The organism is Mesorhizobium yinganensis (genome assembly GCF_040081985.1).
GTDB classification, from domain to species: Bacteria; Pseudomonadota; Alphaproteobacteria; order Rhizobiales; family Rhizobiaceae; genus Kumtagia; species Kumtagia yinganensis.
Genome location: NZ_JBEBMH010000019.1, coordinates 101,206 through 118,507, shown reverse-complemented (window position 1 = coordinate 118,507; position 17,302 = coordinate 101,206). Strand labels below are relative to the sequence as shown.

13 protein-coding genes are annotated in these 17,302 nt (G+C 57.5%); all 13 read right to left on the bottom strand.

Features of this window, described 5'->3' with window-relative positions; translation table 11 throughout:
• Positions 1-485: 485 nt before the first annotated feature.
• Entirely contained in the window at positions 486-1,208 is a 723-nt protein-coding gene (locus ABMA59_RS26445; RefSeq protein WP_349008370.1) for an SDR family oxidoreductase, read from the bottom strand.
• Between the two features lie 106 nt (positions 1,209-1,314).
• The gene (locus ABMA59_RS26440) at positions 1,315-2,517 is read right to left on the bottom strand and encodes an FAD-dependent monooxygenase (RefSeq protein ID WP_349008369.1); all 1,203 of its coding nucleotides are present in this window, start codon (positions 2,515-2,517) and stop codon (positions 1,315-1,317) included.
• Between the two features lie 181 nt (positions 2,518-2,698).
• Positions 2,699-3,103 (bottom strand): RidA family protein, encoded by a 405-nt coding sequence (locus ABMA59_RS26435; protein WP_349008368.1) that lies wholly within the window; start codon positions 3,101-3,103, stop codon positions 2,699-2,701.
• A 390-nt stretch (positions 3,104-3,493) separates the two neighbouring features.
• The gene (locus tag ABMA59_RS26430; RefSeq protein ID WP_349008367.1) at positions 3,494-4,855 is read right to left on the bottom strand and encodes a fumarylacetoacetate hydrolase family protein; all 1,362 of its coding nucleotides are present in this window, start codon (positions 4,853-4,855) and stop codon (positions 3,494-3,496) included.
• Between the two features lie 28 nt (positions 4,856-4,883).
• Positions 4,884-5,966 carry a 5-aminosalicylate 1,2-dioxygenase gene (gene mabB, locus ABMA59_RS26425; protein ID WP_349008366.1) on the bottom strand — a complete coding sequence of 361 codons (1,083 nt, stop codon included), beginning with the start codon at positions 5,964-5,966 and terminating at the stop codon, positions 4,884-4,886.
• A gap of 399 nt (positions 5,967-6,365) precedes the next feature.
• A complete protein-coding gene (locus ABMA59_RS26420; protein WP_349008365.1) occupies positions 6,366-7,685 on the bottom strand; it encodes an MFS transporter in 1,320 nt (439 codons plus the stop codon).
• Positions 7,686-7,801: 116 nt separating this feature from the next.
• The gene (locus tag ABMA59_RS26415; protein WP_349008364.1) at positions 7,802-8,596 is read right to left on the bottom strand and encodes a cyclase family protein; all 795 of its coding nucleotides are present in this window, start codon (positions 8,594-8,596) and stop codon (positions 7,802-7,804) included.
• 132 nt (positions 8,597-8,728) lie between these two features.
• The gene (locus ABMA59_RS26410) at positions 8,729-10,198 is read right to left on the bottom strand and encodes an aldehyde dehydrogenase family protein (protein WP_349008363.1); all 1,470 of its coding nucleotides are present in this window, start codon (positions 10,196-10,198) and stop codon (positions 8,729-8,731) included.
• A gap of 15 nt (positions 10,199-10,213) precedes the next feature.
• Positions 10,214-11,200 (bottom strand): PhnD/SsuA/transferrin family substrate-binding protein, encoded by a 987-nt coding sequence (locus ABMA59_RS26405; protein WP_349008362.1) that lies wholly within the window; start codon positions 11,198-11,200, stop codon positions 10,214-10,216.
• A gap of 264 nt (positions 11,201-11,464) precedes the next feature.
• Positions 11,465-12,604 (bottom strand): zinc-binding dehydrogenase, encoded by a 1,140-nt coding sequence (locus ABMA59_RS26400; protein WP_349008361.1) that lies wholly within the window; start codon positions 12,602-12,604, stop codon positions 11,465-11,467.
• Between the two features lie 90 nt (positions 12,605-12,694).
• Complete coding sequence (locus tag ABMA59_RS26395; protein ID WP_349008360.1) at positions 12,695-14,122, bottom strand: purine-cytosine permease family protein; 1,428 nt, start codon at positions 14,120-14,122, stop codon at positions 12,695-12,697.
• Positions 14,123-14,368: 246 nt separating this feature from the next.
• The gene (locus ABMA59_RS26390; protein WP_349008359.1) at positions 14,369-15,610 is read right to left on the bottom strand and encodes a dienelactone hydrolase family protein; all 1,242 of its coding nucleotides are present in this window, start codon (positions 15,608-15,610) and stop codon (positions 14,369-14,371) included.
• 802 nt (positions 15,611-16,412) lie between these two features.
• On the bottom strand, positions 16,413-16,622 hold the full coding sequence (locus ABMA59_RS26385; RefSeq protein WP_349008358.1) for a helix-turn-helix domain-containing protein: 210 nt from the start codon (positions 16,620-16,622) through the stop codon (positions 16,413-16,415).
• Positions 16,623-17,302 lie beyond the last annotated feature (680 nt).

Sequence of the window (17,302 nt, the reverse complement as noted above, 5' to 3'; positions counted from 1 at the left end):
CTGCTTCTCTTCGAGGGTATAGGACTTGCGCCGGCGTGCGGGCGCTGTCTCGCCCCGAAGATCCCCGCCAATCATTCCGTCCAACGGGATCGTGTCCATTAAGCCCCACTCATGGACACCATCTTCAGCATCCCGAGCCCGATCGTTAGCCGATCCGAACACCACTACGGAAGGCGGTCATGACCGGGCGCTTACGGTACAGTCACGCTTTTGTCGGATCAGGTAGACGATCACCGCCTTCAGCGCCGACAAGGCAATCGATGCAAAAGAGCGGGTGCTGGATCTGCTGCAAAGCGCAGGGATCGAGCTCGTCATTCCGCCGCAGCCAAATAGAAAAATAAGCGCTCGGTCGATTGCGATGATCCGCAAGAACCATGGAGCGCGCTCTTGCCGCCGAAAACGCGACCTTGACGCGTTCGAAACCGGAACTGCCGACGTTCCAGACTTACAACGCCCGCCCGGCTATCCTCCCAGCCGTCGCCTGCTCAGATCAGTCCAGACGCCAGTTCACGTTCCACAGCTTTTGCATCGCTCGCCAAACGCTCCGCGAGGCTGCGCGCCATCTCGCCGACGTAGATTTCCTCTTCCCCGGCCTCAAACCCGTCAAGGATGCCCGCGGCAGCCTCGGCCGGTGTCATTTTTGGTATGTCAAGGTCTGCCGTCAAACGCGTGTCGATGGCGCCCGGCAGCGCCGCGACAACACGAACGCCTTTTGGTGCTAACTCACCGCGCAGGCCTTGAGTGAGACTAAGAGCCGCCGCTTTGGACGCGCAATATGAGCCCATCAGCGGAAAATTAACTCTCGCCAGCAATGCCAAAACGTTGAGCACGGCACCATGGCTTTGGATCAGAGGGGATGCAAAGGCTCGGGTCATTCGCAACGGCGCGAGATAATTGACCTCAATTTCCTCGCGCGCGATTTGCAGATCCGAGGTGCGCATGAAGGTCGCATTGTGGTTCACACCAGCATTGTTGATTAATAGCGTGACGTCATTGGCAATGGATGCGGCTTGGTCAACCTCGTCGTCGCTGGTGACATCAAGCCTAATCGGGATGACGCCGGGTGCGTTTGCAAGCGCGGAGACATCGCGGCCTGCAGCGTAAATTTTGGCCGCGCCGCGCGCAGCTACGGCGGCCGTCAACGCCTGTCCGAGGCCGCCTGTAGCCCCCGTTATGAAGACGATGGATCCTTTGATGGGTAGCGTCATGCGACCGCCTTTACCTTGAAATGACACAACAGCGACCCAGCCTATTCCGGCCCAGGAGAGATCACAACGGCCGATAATCCGACAACGAGACCGTCTTATAACGTGATCAACTGAACCGTTCACCAGGATGCGGCGAATATAGCCAGGCAATTCCGTCATGGAGCTGCTGTTGCGTTCGAGAGCCGAAATATCCCGCGCGAAGATCCGCCAGAAGCCCACTCACCTGGCAAAGTTCAATCATCTGTCGGGCCGAGAATTGGACTCGCGCGGTCCGTAGGTAACGTTTCTCGGCGTATTGTTCAAACGCGGACGGCAACTCTCCCGACGTCGCGCGAACCTGTTCAACAAGCTGTGCGACATCTTCGAGGGCTTGGCAGGCACCTTGGGCCATATACTGCAACATTGGGTGCGCGGCATCGCCAAGGACTGCTATTGTACCACGCGACCACCCGCGGGTCGGGGTCCGATCCGTAACCATCCACTTGCGATCGGCTGGAAGCAGATCAAGTAGTCGATGAACTGTCGGGTGAAAGCTTGCATAGGGAGCCGTCATCTCTTGACGACTCCCGGCGATGTCCATGGGATCTAGCTCGCGGTCAGCTTTGAACGTGACCACGAGATTGAACAGTTCCCCTGACCGCAATGGGTAATGCACAAAGTCGGCGTTCGGCCCGGTCCACATGACAACCTCGGGCGCCCAGACGTCATCGGGAATTTGTTCACGCGAGACGACGCCCCGATAGACGATGTATTTAGGCGCGGGAGGCGGCCCGTCATTGATGATGTGAGAGCGCACCACTGAACGAAGCCCATCAGCTCCGATGAGCGCATCTCCGTCGACACTCTGGCCGTCAGCGAGCCTAATGCGTACGCCATGACCAAGCTCTTCTATCTTTTCGACCCGCGAATTCGTCGCAAGATCGATCCTCGGATTTCTCCTGCATGCTTCCAACAAGAGTCCCAGAAGGTCGGCGCGATGAATTACGGCATAGGGATGTTCGAACCGGCCGACGAATTCATCACCAAGTCCAATTCTAACAATGTCTTCGCCGTCGAAGGCGTCGCGCATGACAAGTGCACCAGGTTTCCACGACCACTTGTCGAACTCCTTCAGCAATCCCAATTGTTGAAGAGCCCGTGAGCCGTTGGGCGCAATCTGGATACCAGCACCCACTTCGCGGAAGTCCTCTGCTTGCTCGAACACTTGAACCTGGAACCCGAGATCTGCGAGTCCAGCGGCAGCGGCCAGTCCGCCGATGCCTCCCCCTACGATCAGAATCTTCCTGGATCTGCCTACCTCGCGAGCCATGTCGCCTCCCCTTGTCATAGTGTTAGTACTCCACAGCTGCATCCCATGGCGTCGCCGAATCTCGGCATGGCGAAGCGGCGATCCGTGCAAACTTCGTTGGTGGGTCTCATCGCACGGATCGGCTTTTCCGGTGGCGTGTCACCCAATATCGCGTCGGGTAACCCTCTCCGGTCCTATCATATTACCCGGCATCGGAGGCGTTGATGAAGCCGGTCGCTTCGATCTCAACCTTGAGCTCCGGCGTCGCAAGCGCGCTGATCCCGATCAACGAGCAGGCTGGAAAATTACCCGTGAAGAATTCCTCGCGGGCACGCCAGACTTCCTTGCGTTCGGAGATGTCGGTCACGAAGATAGTCATTTTGACAATATCGTTCATCCTCGCGCCAGCGGCCTCGACCAGAGCCTGAATCTTCAGGAATGTCTGGCGAGACTGCGAGTACATATCCTTGCCGCCGGCAACGTTGCCGTCCAGATCATGTGCCGTCATACCGGAAACGAAAAACTGATCTCCGACCACAAGGCAATTTGACCACGTCTTTGGCGGAGCCTCCTTGACCTTGTCGCTGATGATACGCTTGATCGTCATGATTTCTCTCCTGTTAGAATACGATAGAAGTTTCGATCGGCCGCCAACTCGATTCGACTGGTCCGCCAGGTGCTGGAACGCGAAATGCCCAGTTGCAGTTCAGCCCGACAAAGGGCTGACCCTGCACTCTCAAGACCAGGTGCGTAGACCTCTGCTTCGCCTGCTCGCAGCGGCGTCTGCGCCGCCAGGCAGCGGGTCTGACGGCCCTCTAGACAATCCCGAGATCGCGCCTCCCCACTTCGGGAGGCGCGATCAGCAGCCCGCGTCCTGTTTCATCAAACGATAGCTTGGTCGGCTCTCTCCTCCCGCCGACGGATGCTCCGCACTCTTGCCTCTACGACGCCGCGAACGGAAGCCGCTCGTGCGGCTTTGAGGATCAGACCATTCCGGTCATGCCGAGGCGCTCGCCCGTTCCGCGGGCTCGGCCCTCGTCTCAAGGCGGGGCACAATCACGGCTTCCACTTTGCCGACATCCGCGATCTCGCCTTGCAGTTGGTCGCCGACCACAACCGGCCCCACGCCAGCAGGCGTTCCAGTGAAGATCACATCGCCAGGGCGCAGGTGGTAGTATTGCGAAAGGTTGGAGACGATCTCCTGAACCGACCAGATCATGTCCGCGATCCTGGCGTTCTGCTTGATGTCGCCGTTGACGTGCAGCACAATTTGCCCAGCTGGGTCGCTGTCCAAATCCTCGGCCGGCTTGATTGGTCCTAGTACCGCCGAGCTCTCGAAGGCTTTTCCAAGCTCCCAAGGCCGTCCTTTGTCGCGGGCCGCCAGTTGAAGATCGCGGCGCGTCATATCGAGGCCCGCGGCGTAGCCGAAGATCGCGCGCGAAGCCTCTTCGGGCGCTACGGGCGACGAGATCGCTTCACCCAAGACGACGACCAATTCCATCTCGTATTCATATCTGCTTGTTCCCAAGGGATAAGGAACCTGAGCACCGCTACGTACCAATGCATCCAACGGCTTCATGAAGAAGAATGGGGCTTCGCGTGTTGGATCTACCCCCATTTCGCGGGCATGCTCGGAGTAGTTCCGGCCAACACAGAAGATCCGGTTTACTGCCACGCTTGCTTCGCGGCCGGCGACGGGTACTGTGACCGCGGCGCTGTTGTCGAACAGGATGTCGTCGTCGACTGCCGCCAACGCGCTGCCATAGCCCGCTTCATTGAGGTGGCGCTTGAGGGCGCCGACGCGGTCGGACCCCCAAAACTTCTCGCCATCGACCACAAAGAACGGGACGCCGAGGACGCCACTTTCATCACACCAGGCGGCGTTACCAGCTAACTCGCTTTCAATAGCAGCAGTGGCCGCCTTCGCGGCGGCGATGTCGCCCTCGGCAACACCCACCTCGCGCGCCAAAGCTTCTACAGTGGCAGCTTCGCTGGTGTTCGCGCCGTGTGACCAATACGCGCGGCTGACACGAATGGTATAGGCCTCGAATAGCTCAGGCCTGTTACGGAGCAGCCACAAACCAAGGTGCGTTGCCGCGGACACGTCGGTCAGCCGCCACTCAGGTGGCGCCCAATCCAGCCCACGCCAGCGGGCACGCCGCTCACAATCCCTGCGATTGTAAGGAAACCGCGGGTTCTGCTGCGTAATCGGCAAACTGGAGGGCCGAGGCACCTCTTTGACGAGGCACCAATCAAGTTCGACGCGGTAAAGTCGCTTCAGCGCGAACAGCTCTTCGACGACCAACGCGCAGAACGGGCTGCGATAGTTGAAGACTATTTTCAGTTTTGGCAGTGACATGTACGCGGATCCTAGAGTCCTGGATTGCTTAGGAATTGAATTTCGCGGTTATTTTCTGGTGGCCGTGATCTTGCTCGTAAGGCTGCTCTCGCATCATACCCAGCACTTCCAGCACGGGCTGATCAGTGATCGAGAACAGGAAGGCATCGCTACCTTTGCAGTGGTGCTCGTGCCACGCCCATGTCGGCACGACGAAGACATCGCCACGCCCCCAGTGGAATTCGATTCCATTGATGACGCAAACGCCTTCACCCCCGATCACGAAATAGACCGTGCTTGAGGTCGACCGATGCGCTTTCGACTTGGTGCCGGCCTTCAGGAGTTGCGCGCGACAAGACAGCGTCGGCAAGGTAGGCCCCGAGTTGATCGGGTTTACGTATTCAAGGATCACCCCATCAAAGAGGCTGGCTTCAGCGTTCCTGGCGTCTTGCAGAGCTTGATGCATCTCAACCCATGGATATCGAAGCGCCGGCTGCGCTTCGGGGTACTTCCCCCAACCGGTTGGCCGATACATGCCCAGCTGCTGGCGTGAAAAATTATCAGGCCGGCTTGGACAGACCTCGCCCTCGCCCGGCTCAAAAACGCTTGCCTGCAAGAGATTCACCAGAGGAAAATCCAGAGCATCCAGCCAGATGATGTCATCCCGCGTCTCATTGGCGTGCTCGTGCCAAGCATGGGCCGGAGTAAGGAGAAGATCGTTCTCCTCCATCATAAGCCGCTCGCCCTGCACCTTTGTGTAGACCGCGCCTCCCTGACTGCGCGCAGCAAACCGAATTGCTCCAGCCATATGGCGATGCGCCGGGGCGCGCTCGCCCGCGCGAACCAATTGAAACGCCGTCGCGATCGAATGGGAGGTACTGTAATAGGGCGTCAGATCAGGATTCACATGCTCCATCGAGCGGCGTTCCGCGCCGCGCTCCGGCGTGATTAGATCCCCCGCACGCATCAAGAGCGGAATGATATCGTCCCAACGCCATAACCACGGCCGATAGCTAACCCTCGGCTCGCGCGCGACGAACTCGGACACATACTTCCACGTCGGCGCCATGTTGGCTCGCGCCAAATCCTCATGCAGTTGGTCCAGCGAATCATTCTTAAGCAAAGAGTTCATCATCCTCTTCCCTGCTATCTTACACAACAACGATAATACGATATTTTATCGTCTGTCAATCTTTTTCTCGATAAAATATCGGCATTGCAGGGATGCCAGTGGCGCTGTCGAACAGCGAATTGCCGAGCTTTTCGTGTGCGTCGGGTAGCCGTCTCAGCCCTATGGATGGTACGGATCCGAGGACACCACCGTCGATAGTGCGGCAGGCGACTGGCCTCTAGCGAGTGTCCTGGTAAGTTTGCCGGAGATCCAACCAAACGATTCCGCCGTGGGTTGCTCGGTGGGGCCTAGTGAATCAACACCCGTGATCGGGCGCTTAACGGTGGAAACTCGAGGCTCTTCAGAGCCTCGAGTTTCGACTTCGTGGGCGGGTTTCAGTCGGCTATCCGATAGCCCGTGTCAGGCAACCGCTTTCTGTGGCGTTCGTAGGGCGGCCGACTCCGAACCACGCCCGACCCGAGGGAAGGCCCAATAGAAAACCATCGGCAAGGTACCAGCTATGATCAAGGACGAAGCGAGCAGTGCGATGGCCATTGTGAAGGAACCAGTGAATTGTCGAATGAGGCCCACCATATAGGGCCCCACCAAACCACCGACTTGACCGCAGGAGTTGAAGATCGCGAGGCCTGCAGCGAGCGCTCCATCCCGGAAGGCTGTTGCGGGCACGGGCTGAGCTACCGTCACAAAGGAGTAGGAACAGGCAAGGCCGATAGACAACAGCGCCCAGCTTGCAACAGGCGTGTTGAGATACAAGGAACACAACGCTGCCGTCCCTGCCAACGTCCCCAGAATGAACAGGTGCCAGCGCCGATCTCCCGTACGGTCTGCAGTTCGACCTACTAATAAGCAGATGGTGACGCCGAGAACATAGGGGGCCGTCGAGAGTAAACTTGTCGCCAACGCCGAGTGACCAACGAAGCGCTCTTTTATGAGCTGAGGCATCCAGAACACCAAGCTCCAGAGACCCAAGTTCAAGAAGAAGAACATAATACCGTATATCCAAACGCGCGGCGAACGAAAGATATCAGAGAACCCATGACGCGTCATATGACTGGAGAGGTCTTGCTTCTGTGCAGTGATCGTATTGACGAGAAACGAGCATTCCTTCTCTGTCAGCCAGCGTGCCTGCGCCGGGTCGCGTGGCAGGAAAATGATGAAGACGATGCCTAGCAGGATCGGCGGAATACCCTCAATCAGGAACATCCACTGCCATCCATGCAAGCCGAGATAGTCAATTGGGATCAAAAGTCCCGCAAGCGGACCTGCAAAGATGCCCGCGCATAGGGCGGCAACAATGGTCCCACTGACAGCCGACGTCCGGTTCTCGGCAGGATACCAATGGGAGAGGAAATAGAGGGCACCGGGAACGTAGCCTGCCTCGGCGGCGCCGAGGATGACTCGGGTTATATAGAACGAGTGCTCGCCCACGACAAAGGCCATGCAGCAAGCGACGATTCCCCAGGTGATCATGATCCGACCGAGCCAGCGCGGAGCACCCATCCGATGCAGGGCATAATTGCTCGGGAGTTCGAACAGAATGTATCCGAGGAAAAACAAACTGGCGCCGGCACCGTACACGGCTGGTGAAAGGCCGAGGTCTTCGCTCATATACGGCGCGGCGAAACCGACGTTAATTCGGTCGAGGTGAGCCAGGAATAACCCAGCCGATATCAACGACAGAATTCGAAAATTCAACTTACGTTTGAGTGCTTGATCCATATATTCCTCCCTCGATCAAGTGCCGCGATTTGGCACAGATGTCGTCGCAACGAGTCGCTGTTCGGCGACCAACCGATGGGCCGCCGAGCAGTCGCATGACCGTCCTCCGGGTCGTGCTAGGCTTGCCTTGCCGTCAGAGCCATGGCGCGGATCGGACTGCCGGTGCCGTTCTGGATCTTCAGTGGCGCCACGATCAGGATGGCGCCGCGCGCCGGCAGCCTGTCGAGATTGCAGAGGCAGGCAAGGCCATATTTGTTGGCCTTATGGATCAAGGTGTGCGCGGGATAGGGCGGTTCCATGCTGCCGCCCTGGCCGGCGTCGGTACTAATTGTCTCCGAACCCCAACCGCAGATTCCTTTGTCAATCAGGTACTGAATGGCCTCGGCAGTTGGTCCGGGCGAGTGCGGGCCGCTTTCGTCAGAATTTAGGAACTCGGCTTCCGAGCCGTTGCGCTTATACCAATCGGTACGCATCAGCACCCAGTCGCCGCGGCTGATTTCGCCGTTCATCTTCTCCCAGGCTTTGATGTGGTCCACAGTGAGCAGGAAGTCGTGATCTGCGGTCGCCTCCCTGGAGCAATCGATGACATTTACGGGTCCGACAAACCTACTAACCGGAATCGTATCGGTCGCGCCGTCGGCATGCTCCTTGCCGGAGATCCAGTGGATCGGAGCATCGAAATGGGTACCGGAATGTTCGCCAACCTTCAGCCAGTTCCAGGCCCACCACGGTCCGTTCTTGTCATAGGCCGAGATCGTATGGATCTCGACCTTGGGTGTGCTCACCGCCAGATCCGGCGGCAGCTTGACCACCGGCGTCTTCGGTCCAAGCACTGCGGTCAAATCGATCACTTCGATTTCACCTCCCACAAGCAGGCTGGCGAACTCGCCAAGAAGTCTCTGCGCGATCATCTTCGTATTCTCTCCCGTTTTGGTATTGTCGATAGGCAATGCGTCGACCTGCGCGCGGCGAAAAATCGCCGGCTTCCTCTACAAAATCGACCTGGCCTTTAATGGCTCGCCAGGATGCGAGCGTCCGAAATTCTAGAACGTAATATTGATGTTCTTGATCTGTGTGAACGCCATCAGTTCATCGATACTTTCTTCTCGACCGATGCCAGATTGCTTATAGCCGCCGTAAGGCGCACCAAGGAAATGCGGCCCTGCGCGGTTGATCCAAACGAAGCCTGCCTCAATTCGAGAGGCCGCCCGATGAGCAGTGGCAAGATCCTTGGTAAAGATCGCTCCCGTCAGCCCGTACTCAACATTGTTGACGTCCGCGAAAAGCTTTTCCTCGTCATGCCATTTCAACATTGACAAGACCGGGCCAAATACTTCCTCCCGGGCGATGCGCATTTCGCTCGTAACGTTAGCGAACACGGTGGGCTCGACATAAAACCCGTTCTGCAGCTCAGGTGTCTGCGGAACGCTGCCGCCGGCCACCAACTCAGCCCCTTCGTTCTTGGCGACGTCGATGTAGCCGAGCACTTTGTCGAGATGAGCTCGAGAGACGAGTGCTCCCATCGTGGTTGCCTGATCGGTGGGAATTCCAGGCCTGTATCTCTTGACCTTCTCAAGGATCCCGGCGAGGACCTGATCGTATACGGAGTCGTGCACAAACACGCGCGAAGTCGAGCCGCAGGACTGCCCACACCACGCAAAGTTCATGCCGCGGACCGCCCCGTCGATCGCCTGCTCAAGGTCGGCGTCTGGGTACACGATCAGTGCGTTCTTGCCACCTAGTTCGAGGATGACTTGCTTGAGTTGGTTCGCCGCCTGTCTTGCGATCGCGCGCCCGGTGGGCACACTGCCGATGAGCGTCACCATGGGAACTTCGGGATGTGAAACCAGCGCTTCGCCCGACGGCGTACCTCCGGTGATTACATTGAGTACTCCGGGCGGAAAGACCCCATCCAGCAATTCCATCATACGGATCGCAGACAAGGGCGCTTGAGGTGGCGCCTTCATGACTACGGTATTGCCAGCGGCAATCGGTGCGGCGAATTTCCCAGCGCAGAACATTAGCGGATGATTGAAAGCGACGATCCGGGCACACACGCCCAGCGGTTCGCGCACCGTCATGTTGGTCACACCACCCCCCATGGGAATGGTTTCACCTTTGATCTCGGTGACCAAGCCTGCGAAGAATTCAATCTGGGCCGCGGCATGCAACGCGTCACCCGCCATTTCGGTTACCGGGTTGCCGCAGTTCTGTGCATCGATCAAAGCCAGTTCCTCGGCATTCTCACGCAAGATTGCCGCAGCCTTCCTAAGCATCGCCGCCCGATCCAGAGGCTTGCTGTAGCGCCAGGTCTCGAATGCCTTCCTGGCCGCTGAAACCGCTGCTTTCACGTCGTCAGCATTGGCATCCGCACAATGTCCAAGGCTTTCACCCGTACCCGGATTGAACGTTTCGCTGTAACCGCCCAGCGGCTTATGCCACGCGCCGCCGTAGTAGAGATCTCGCGTCTTGGGCAAACTCCTATTCAAGCGACCCTCAGTCACCTCCCTCATCTTTTCCTCCATCGCTTATGTTGCAGATCTCTTCGAATTGATATCGAGGAAGAGTTCAGATACGTCTGGCTTACGCGCGATGATTTCCTGCTCATGCAGATGACGGACAAAGGTAGAAATACAATGGCTATTCGCCGCAAGACCGAAAGGCCAGTAATCCATGCCCATCAATCGACGCGTATGCTCAATTTCGTGCACAATGAAAGGAACGGCCACGGAAAGGGCGTTTAGGTCGTATAGCTTCGCGACGGCACGATTCTTTGCCTCTTCGAACGCATCAAATAAACTCTGCGCGGCCCACTGGTGCTGATCATAGATCTCGCGCTTCATAACGATCGTGTGCATGATCGGGAAAATGCCGGTTCTGCGAAAGTAATCCTCCTCGACTTCGCGGCAGTTCTCGAACAGGAATCGGACCGTCCCTTCGTTGCGCTCCATCGCCCTGGGACTGTGCACCGATAGCAGCGCATCAATCTCGCCGTTCTCAAGCATGACCTCCAAACGTGGCTTGTCCTGCTTGGTCCCCGCCACCATGTCGCCAGCCTGATGAACCTGATCGGCATTGGCCGCAGCTTTGACATCGGTCCCGGATACCCACTCGATCTCGTGCGGCATGACACCGTAGTCATCCATCAACGCCCCACGACACCACACGGCACCGCTCATTTGATACCAGCCAATTCCGACTCTCTTCCCCCGCAACTGCTCAGGGCTCCTGATGTCGGAGTCTGTGCGCACGTAGAGTGCGGAATGCCTGAAAACGCGGGATGGAAACACGGGAAGCGCGATCAGATCGTCTCGCCCCTTCGCGCGCATCTGCACATATGCTGACGTGGACATTTCGGAAACGTCCCACCGCAAGTCCTTCATCTGTTCGTAGAAGGTCAACTCCGGAGCCTGCGGCGTATAGTTAAGTTCTATGCCTTCAGCCCGGATATCGCCTGTCCGGAAAGGAAGGGTACGATCGTACTCGCCGCACGCAAAATTTAGTTTCAATGGCATCGACAGCTACCCTCCAAAGACGACACGATCATTTTACCGTTTAAATCAGATACTATCGATAAATTGGCCGATTAGCAAGCGAAGACGACCAATTTTGCGAGAGGTTTTCGCGGGCTGCACCACATGAGTAGGTATAGGCGGCCAACCGCGCGCCCAGCGGACAAGCCGAGCGATATCAAGCATTTGCAGATGTTTGAGCCGGCGGGCTCGGAGCCATGGACAGGCGCCAACAGACCCGCCGGTCAGATTACTGTCGACCGTAATTCATGGCACCGGCGTCGGTGCGTCGGCGGCGACTTGCGGCATGATGACCGGCTTTACTTCCCTAAACTCGCTCATCGCCAACAGCGCGTCGGCTACCTGGTCAAGCGAGTATCTGTTTGAGATCAGTTTGTGGAAATCGAAGTGCTTTTGCCGCGTCGAGACGAATTCGATGGCCTCATAGAAATGCCTGGCACTCGCCATCACCGTGGAAAAAATCTGAACACCTCGAAACAGAAGCCGGGGCGAGATCCGCACATCTCCCTCACCTGAGATTCCAACCTGAACCAGGCGGCCACCAGGCCTGGACATTCGCAGGCCCTCCGCCACCGCGTGCGAATTCGCGCAATTCAGCACAACATCCGCTCCGCGCCCAGATGTGAGATCACGAACCCAGCGAACGCGCTCCTCGGGGTCAGCCACTTCGGTCAGGTCAAGTACGTGATCTGCACCCCACTGTTCGGCAACCTCCAGCCTCGCCGCCGGCGCTCCGATGACCAGCACCTTCTTGGCGCCGCGATCCTTGGCGACCGCCAGTGCATAAAGCCCAAGCGGTCCGCATCCCTGAATCAAAACGGTCTCGTGGCTCGAGATCGACCCAAGCTGTTCGAAGCTATGCATGACGGTCCGCAGCGCGCAGGCGGCAGATGCCGCTATTTCGGGCGCCACGTTATCCGGCACTCGAATGAACTGTGCCCCTGGTGGAAGATAATGGTACTGGCTGCATCCTCCCACCAACCGACTGGGATGGGAATGCCCATAGCTCTTGACCTCGTGGCACAACGACGTTTGCGTCGATACGCGACAGTAGTAGCAGTGACCGCAATGCGCATAGGCTGAAATTATGCGATCGCCGGGCTTAAGCGGTACGTTGAGTACATCGACAATGCCCCCCCCTGTGTCAACAATCGTACCGCATGTCTCATGCCCTGGAATGTAGGGCAGCGTCAGAGGCTGTAGAAACGGCTGGTCGCCGCCGCCCTCAGTGAAATGCCCCATCCAGCGATGGGCATCTGTCCCACACAAGGTCGCAGCATCGACCCTGATCAGGGCCGCCGACGGCTCGATTTCCGGCAGAGGAACGCGCCACAGCTCGGCGGGCGCCTTAAATTTCGTGACGACTGCGGCTAGGCTTTCAGTCATAGGGTGCTCCTAAAGTCGGCCAATTGCGGGTTGCCGGGAAAAGGCATTTCGAATTCGTGGGTTCGTCGTCTCGCGGCACGCGAGCGAAAATCACGAAATGGGTTCCGATGTCGTAGGGCCACCGGCGCCGCTAGCAAGACCCGGTCTGAACAAGCTTAGTCGCAAGGCGGGATAGAGTATGACACTGACGCCAAGTGAGGTGAAGAACTGAATTGTTACAATCTTGTTCAGAACGAAGTGAGCCAAGATCGTAGCAACTACCGTTGTAACCACACCAGCCCAATTGACCAACTCCGTGCTGGGCAAACCACGCCCCCCCACTTTGCCGCTGACGATGAAGTAGTCGACGATCATAATCCCGGCGAACGCGGTCGTAATCACTCCCAGGATCTCGATCCAGGCGTTGAACTGGTCCAATATTCCGAACCCGACCATCAAGAGGCCAATAACGTTGGCGATGACGACCATCACGACCCTGTTCATTCGAAGTCCCACGGCGTCAAAAAGATTGGAAAGCGCAAGCGAGCCACTATAGGTGTTCAGCACTTGTGCCTTGCCCTGCGCCAGAACCATGAGCGCGACGCCGATTCCGCCACCGAACAGCAGGAAGGCAGCGGTCACCCCCTCCGGACTCATCGCCAGTTTCTGTGCCGCGTCCGGAGCCATCTGCATCACGGTCGTGTAGTGCGTCACCAGTTCGCCCATGGCAGCGTACATGAAAACGCCGCCGACAAACACCATGCAAATCTGTGCCGAGAAGTTACCTACCGCGGCAGCAGCACCAATATCGACCGAACTTCTTGCATATCGGCCGAGGTCCGCATCCACCAGTGCTAGAGCGCCGGCAGCACCAATGAACACATTCGTACAGAAAATGAACTTGCCGAGGTCGCTGGTAGCGCCAAGGCTGGCGAGCACATCTGGCGGAAATAGCGCAGGAAAGTCGAAAATGTGGCCGTCCGCGTAGGAGCTCACGACTCTCCAAGTGATGAAAAGCAACAGCCCAACAAAAGCCACCAGCGTGTATGTCGATACCTTAGATACGGCCTCGAATCCGTAGGCCGTCAAGAAAATCCAAGCAGCAGTTAAGATTCCATAGACAACAACCTTGCTGGCTAATGTGTCCTGAAATCCGAGCGCAAACCGAAAGCCCGCGTAAAGCAGCGCATTCTCGAGAGCCAAGAATCCAATAATCATAAAGCCGAATATGAGTGATCCGATCAGGCTCCCGCGCTTACCAAAACCGTGATGTCGCGCCATTACGGTACTGGACAGCCCTGTTTTAAAGGCAATATGCCCACATGCCCAACCGATGGCCGTGCCGATGATCGCCACGAAGACGCCCGCTGCCATCGCAATCTTGAAGCCAGCGGCAAAGGTCGTTAGCGCCCCCAAAAACAGTTGAACCAGCGTGGTCACGATACCCGCCGTATTCCAGGATAACTTTAGCCATCCTTGCCGCAGATGCTGCGGCACCGGCTCGAGCGCATGGTCCTCCATCCTCCCGTCTATTTTCATCTCCTCCCACTCCCTTTCGCCTCAAAGGACGTATCCGTTGACTACAAACGATGACGCCAACATCCCCTCCTGGATGCCTTACCGACAAGGAAGTGCACCGACGCGCGGACACTTCCTATGATTCAGGGCGTTACCGTTTTGAGCTTTGGTTCGGCGCCGACAGAACAGTCGACGCGATTATCGATACGAACCGCTTGTTCTCGGCTGGCGGTTTGTTCACGAACCGACAGCTCGATGAGTTTGATTTTACTCAGAAGCGCCAGGCGCGCTTTCCGTCCAGCGGGCCATCAGCGTGTTCGAAGGAAGCGTCTCGTCGAGGAGCTTTCTTGCTGATTCCGCCCCCACCACCGGGAGATTGCCGCGCTCCAACAGACCGATCTGAACAAGGACCGAGGCTTGGTCCCAGTATATGTGCTCGTTGTATAGCTTGTCTCCACGAAAGCGGACGATCGCAACCAACGGAACTTCGACATACTTGCCCGTTGGCGGGACGCCCGGCAGCATCCAATCGATCTCAATGTCGTGCGTGAAGCAGAGCAGACACTCGTCGACAATACGATCTGCGCCAATGGTGCGCGAAACCGGGATCACCTTGGCGTTCTGCGGGTTCTTCGGGATGAAATGGTTCTTGTAGAATCGGTGAAGGTCGCGATACCCAACACCTCCGGTCAAGGTCGGAATGTGATTGACGTAAGGCTGCGGCACCATCGTTGCCATAGTCGCATCAACATCACGGTCGATGAACTCAAGGTCACTGTGGCGTTGCCAAAGGCTGTCAAGGTCATAGTTCGGACCCATCACCTTGCGGAACAAGGCGATCGAGCGCGAGTGGGCCATCAAGCTCGCGGACTTGTTGAAGCTTGTGCGCTCCGGGGACGCAAAGGCGTGATCGCAATCAGCATAAGAATAGATCTCGATGTCGGGACGATGCGCAAACGCCCTTTGAATGCGCGCTCTAGCTTCCTCCGGCACGAAACGATCAAGTTCGGCGAAGTGGAATACGATCGGACACCGCACTGACTGGGCTTCGGCAAGATGCGTATCGATACCGACACCATAATAACTGACAACGCAATCGATGTCAGTTCGCGCAGCCATCAGATAGGCGAGCCGCCCCCCCAGGCAGAAGCCAAGCGCACCGACTGTGCCCGTGCACTCTGGGCGAACACGCAGCGCCGCGAGTGCGGAAGCCGCGTCCTCAACCCCTCGTTCTACGTCAAAGCGTTGATTAAACTCCATTGCCTTGGCGACATCGGCATCTGTGTAGGACAGATCCACGCCAGCTTCGAGCCTCCAGAACAAATCAGGCACCAGAACGACGTAACCCTCCTCAGCATAATAGTCAGCCACGCTACGCATCGAGGCATTTACGCCAAATATCTCCTGCAACAATACAATTCCCGGCCCAGAACCAGATGCCGGGACTGACAAATACCCCCTGAAGGCGCCGTTCGCGCCGGCCGAAATTTCAATCCACTGTCCCGTCAATTTGGTCCTCCCAGAGCATCGGCAACCACATCACTGTCGCGGCGCCGGTTCAATCATAGATTCATAATTGAATTCTTCATATAAGATTCGACGTATGTCAATGGACGAAGTGCCCCCCTGAGACGGCGCCTAGGGAGAAATTCCGGTGGGCCCGCTGTCCCCTGGGGGAAAAAGGCGGTGTCACTCGAGGACGCGATGGAGCTCTGCGCCGTCGGCACAGTCGAGCCGCATTCGACCGCTGATCGACGACGGCCTTCAGCGTCCCGTCGATCTCTCGCTAAAGTGACACTTGGCTCCTCGACACACAACTCAAACCCATCTCCTTGAGCAGGTCGTCGAAAGGGCGACGTTCGTCAACCATTCGGCTGCAAAGCCAATCGCCTCACAAAGTGGCTTCGTGGCCGAGGCCTCTCGCAGAGAGCCGCAGGTTAACTAGATCGACGGTATCTGCAGCCCTTGCAGGAAGGTCGGCTTGGCGGATATCGCCGATGACCACAGCGCTACACCACTTGACAATCGTGGAAATCAATCGCGTTTCGGTTCACTCGCGGACCTTCAAGGCAACGCTCCGCAGGTCCGTCAAGTAGCGCAAGACATCATAGCTATAAGTATCGCCGGAGCGCGACACTCGATAGTCTGCCTTTGCATAAAGGGGTCGGGTCCATTGAGGTGGTGTAGCTCGGACATGGGACACGATCCATGACATCCATGATGGGGCTGCGGAGCCCATGGTGAATCAGCGTGTCGGCGCATATCTTCATTTCGCGAAGTGACAACTCGGCGACGGAACTGACATGCGACTTCAGATAAGGCAGTCCTGAACGGCAAGGATGATGGCCTCGGGCAGCCGAGTGGCATCCAGTTTTTGGCAAGCGCTGGTGAGAGCTTGACCGACGGCAACTCCGGGGATACCGAGAATCGTTGCTATCTCGGAAGCGTTTTTTCCTGTTGCCGCCCATGCCAGGCATTGGACTTCTCGAGGCGAGAGGTCGGAATGCAGACTTTCTACCATGGCGTCATATCCGCATTCCTCAGCCGATGAGCCCTGGGGAGCGACCTGATTCAACCCCTGCAATGGGGTGATCTGACCCAGGTTGGCCTCTACGGGGATAAAGCGTCCATCCCGTTATCTGGGTATGGACACGAGAAAAAGGCAATAGACACGCGCGCGGGCAGGGCCGGTTGAACTGCCACCATGCTGCGGCTGCCGGCTATCAAGATCCCGGCAGCGGGACGCGGTGGCTGCGCCGAACGGCAACAGTTCCATGCAATGGCGGATGCGCGATATGAAAAGTAACCCGGCTTCAGTCCCCGCCTCATCCCGGTCTTCGCCTCGAACCCATCCTCGATCGCCTGCGCCGACAGACGAGCCTCACGCTTTGCCAAGTGCTCCTTCGCCCAAATCTGGCACCCCACAGCCGGGGACTGTTCAACCGAGACCTCCTCCGTGAGTATCCCGATGAGACGACGAAGCCGATCCAGTTCGTCAAGTTCGGAGGGAACCGCGCGCAGTCCGGCGGTACGCCGATCCTCAACATGCTTGATGCGCGCAACCAGTTCGCGACGATGACGTTCCTCCTTGATCCTCCGCTGCTGTGCTTCCCGCTTAAGCCGCTCTTCAGTCTTCGCTGCCCAAGCAACACAAGGTCAACAGCGATGCCACTCGCCATATTCTCAAGCCGCTACACCTTC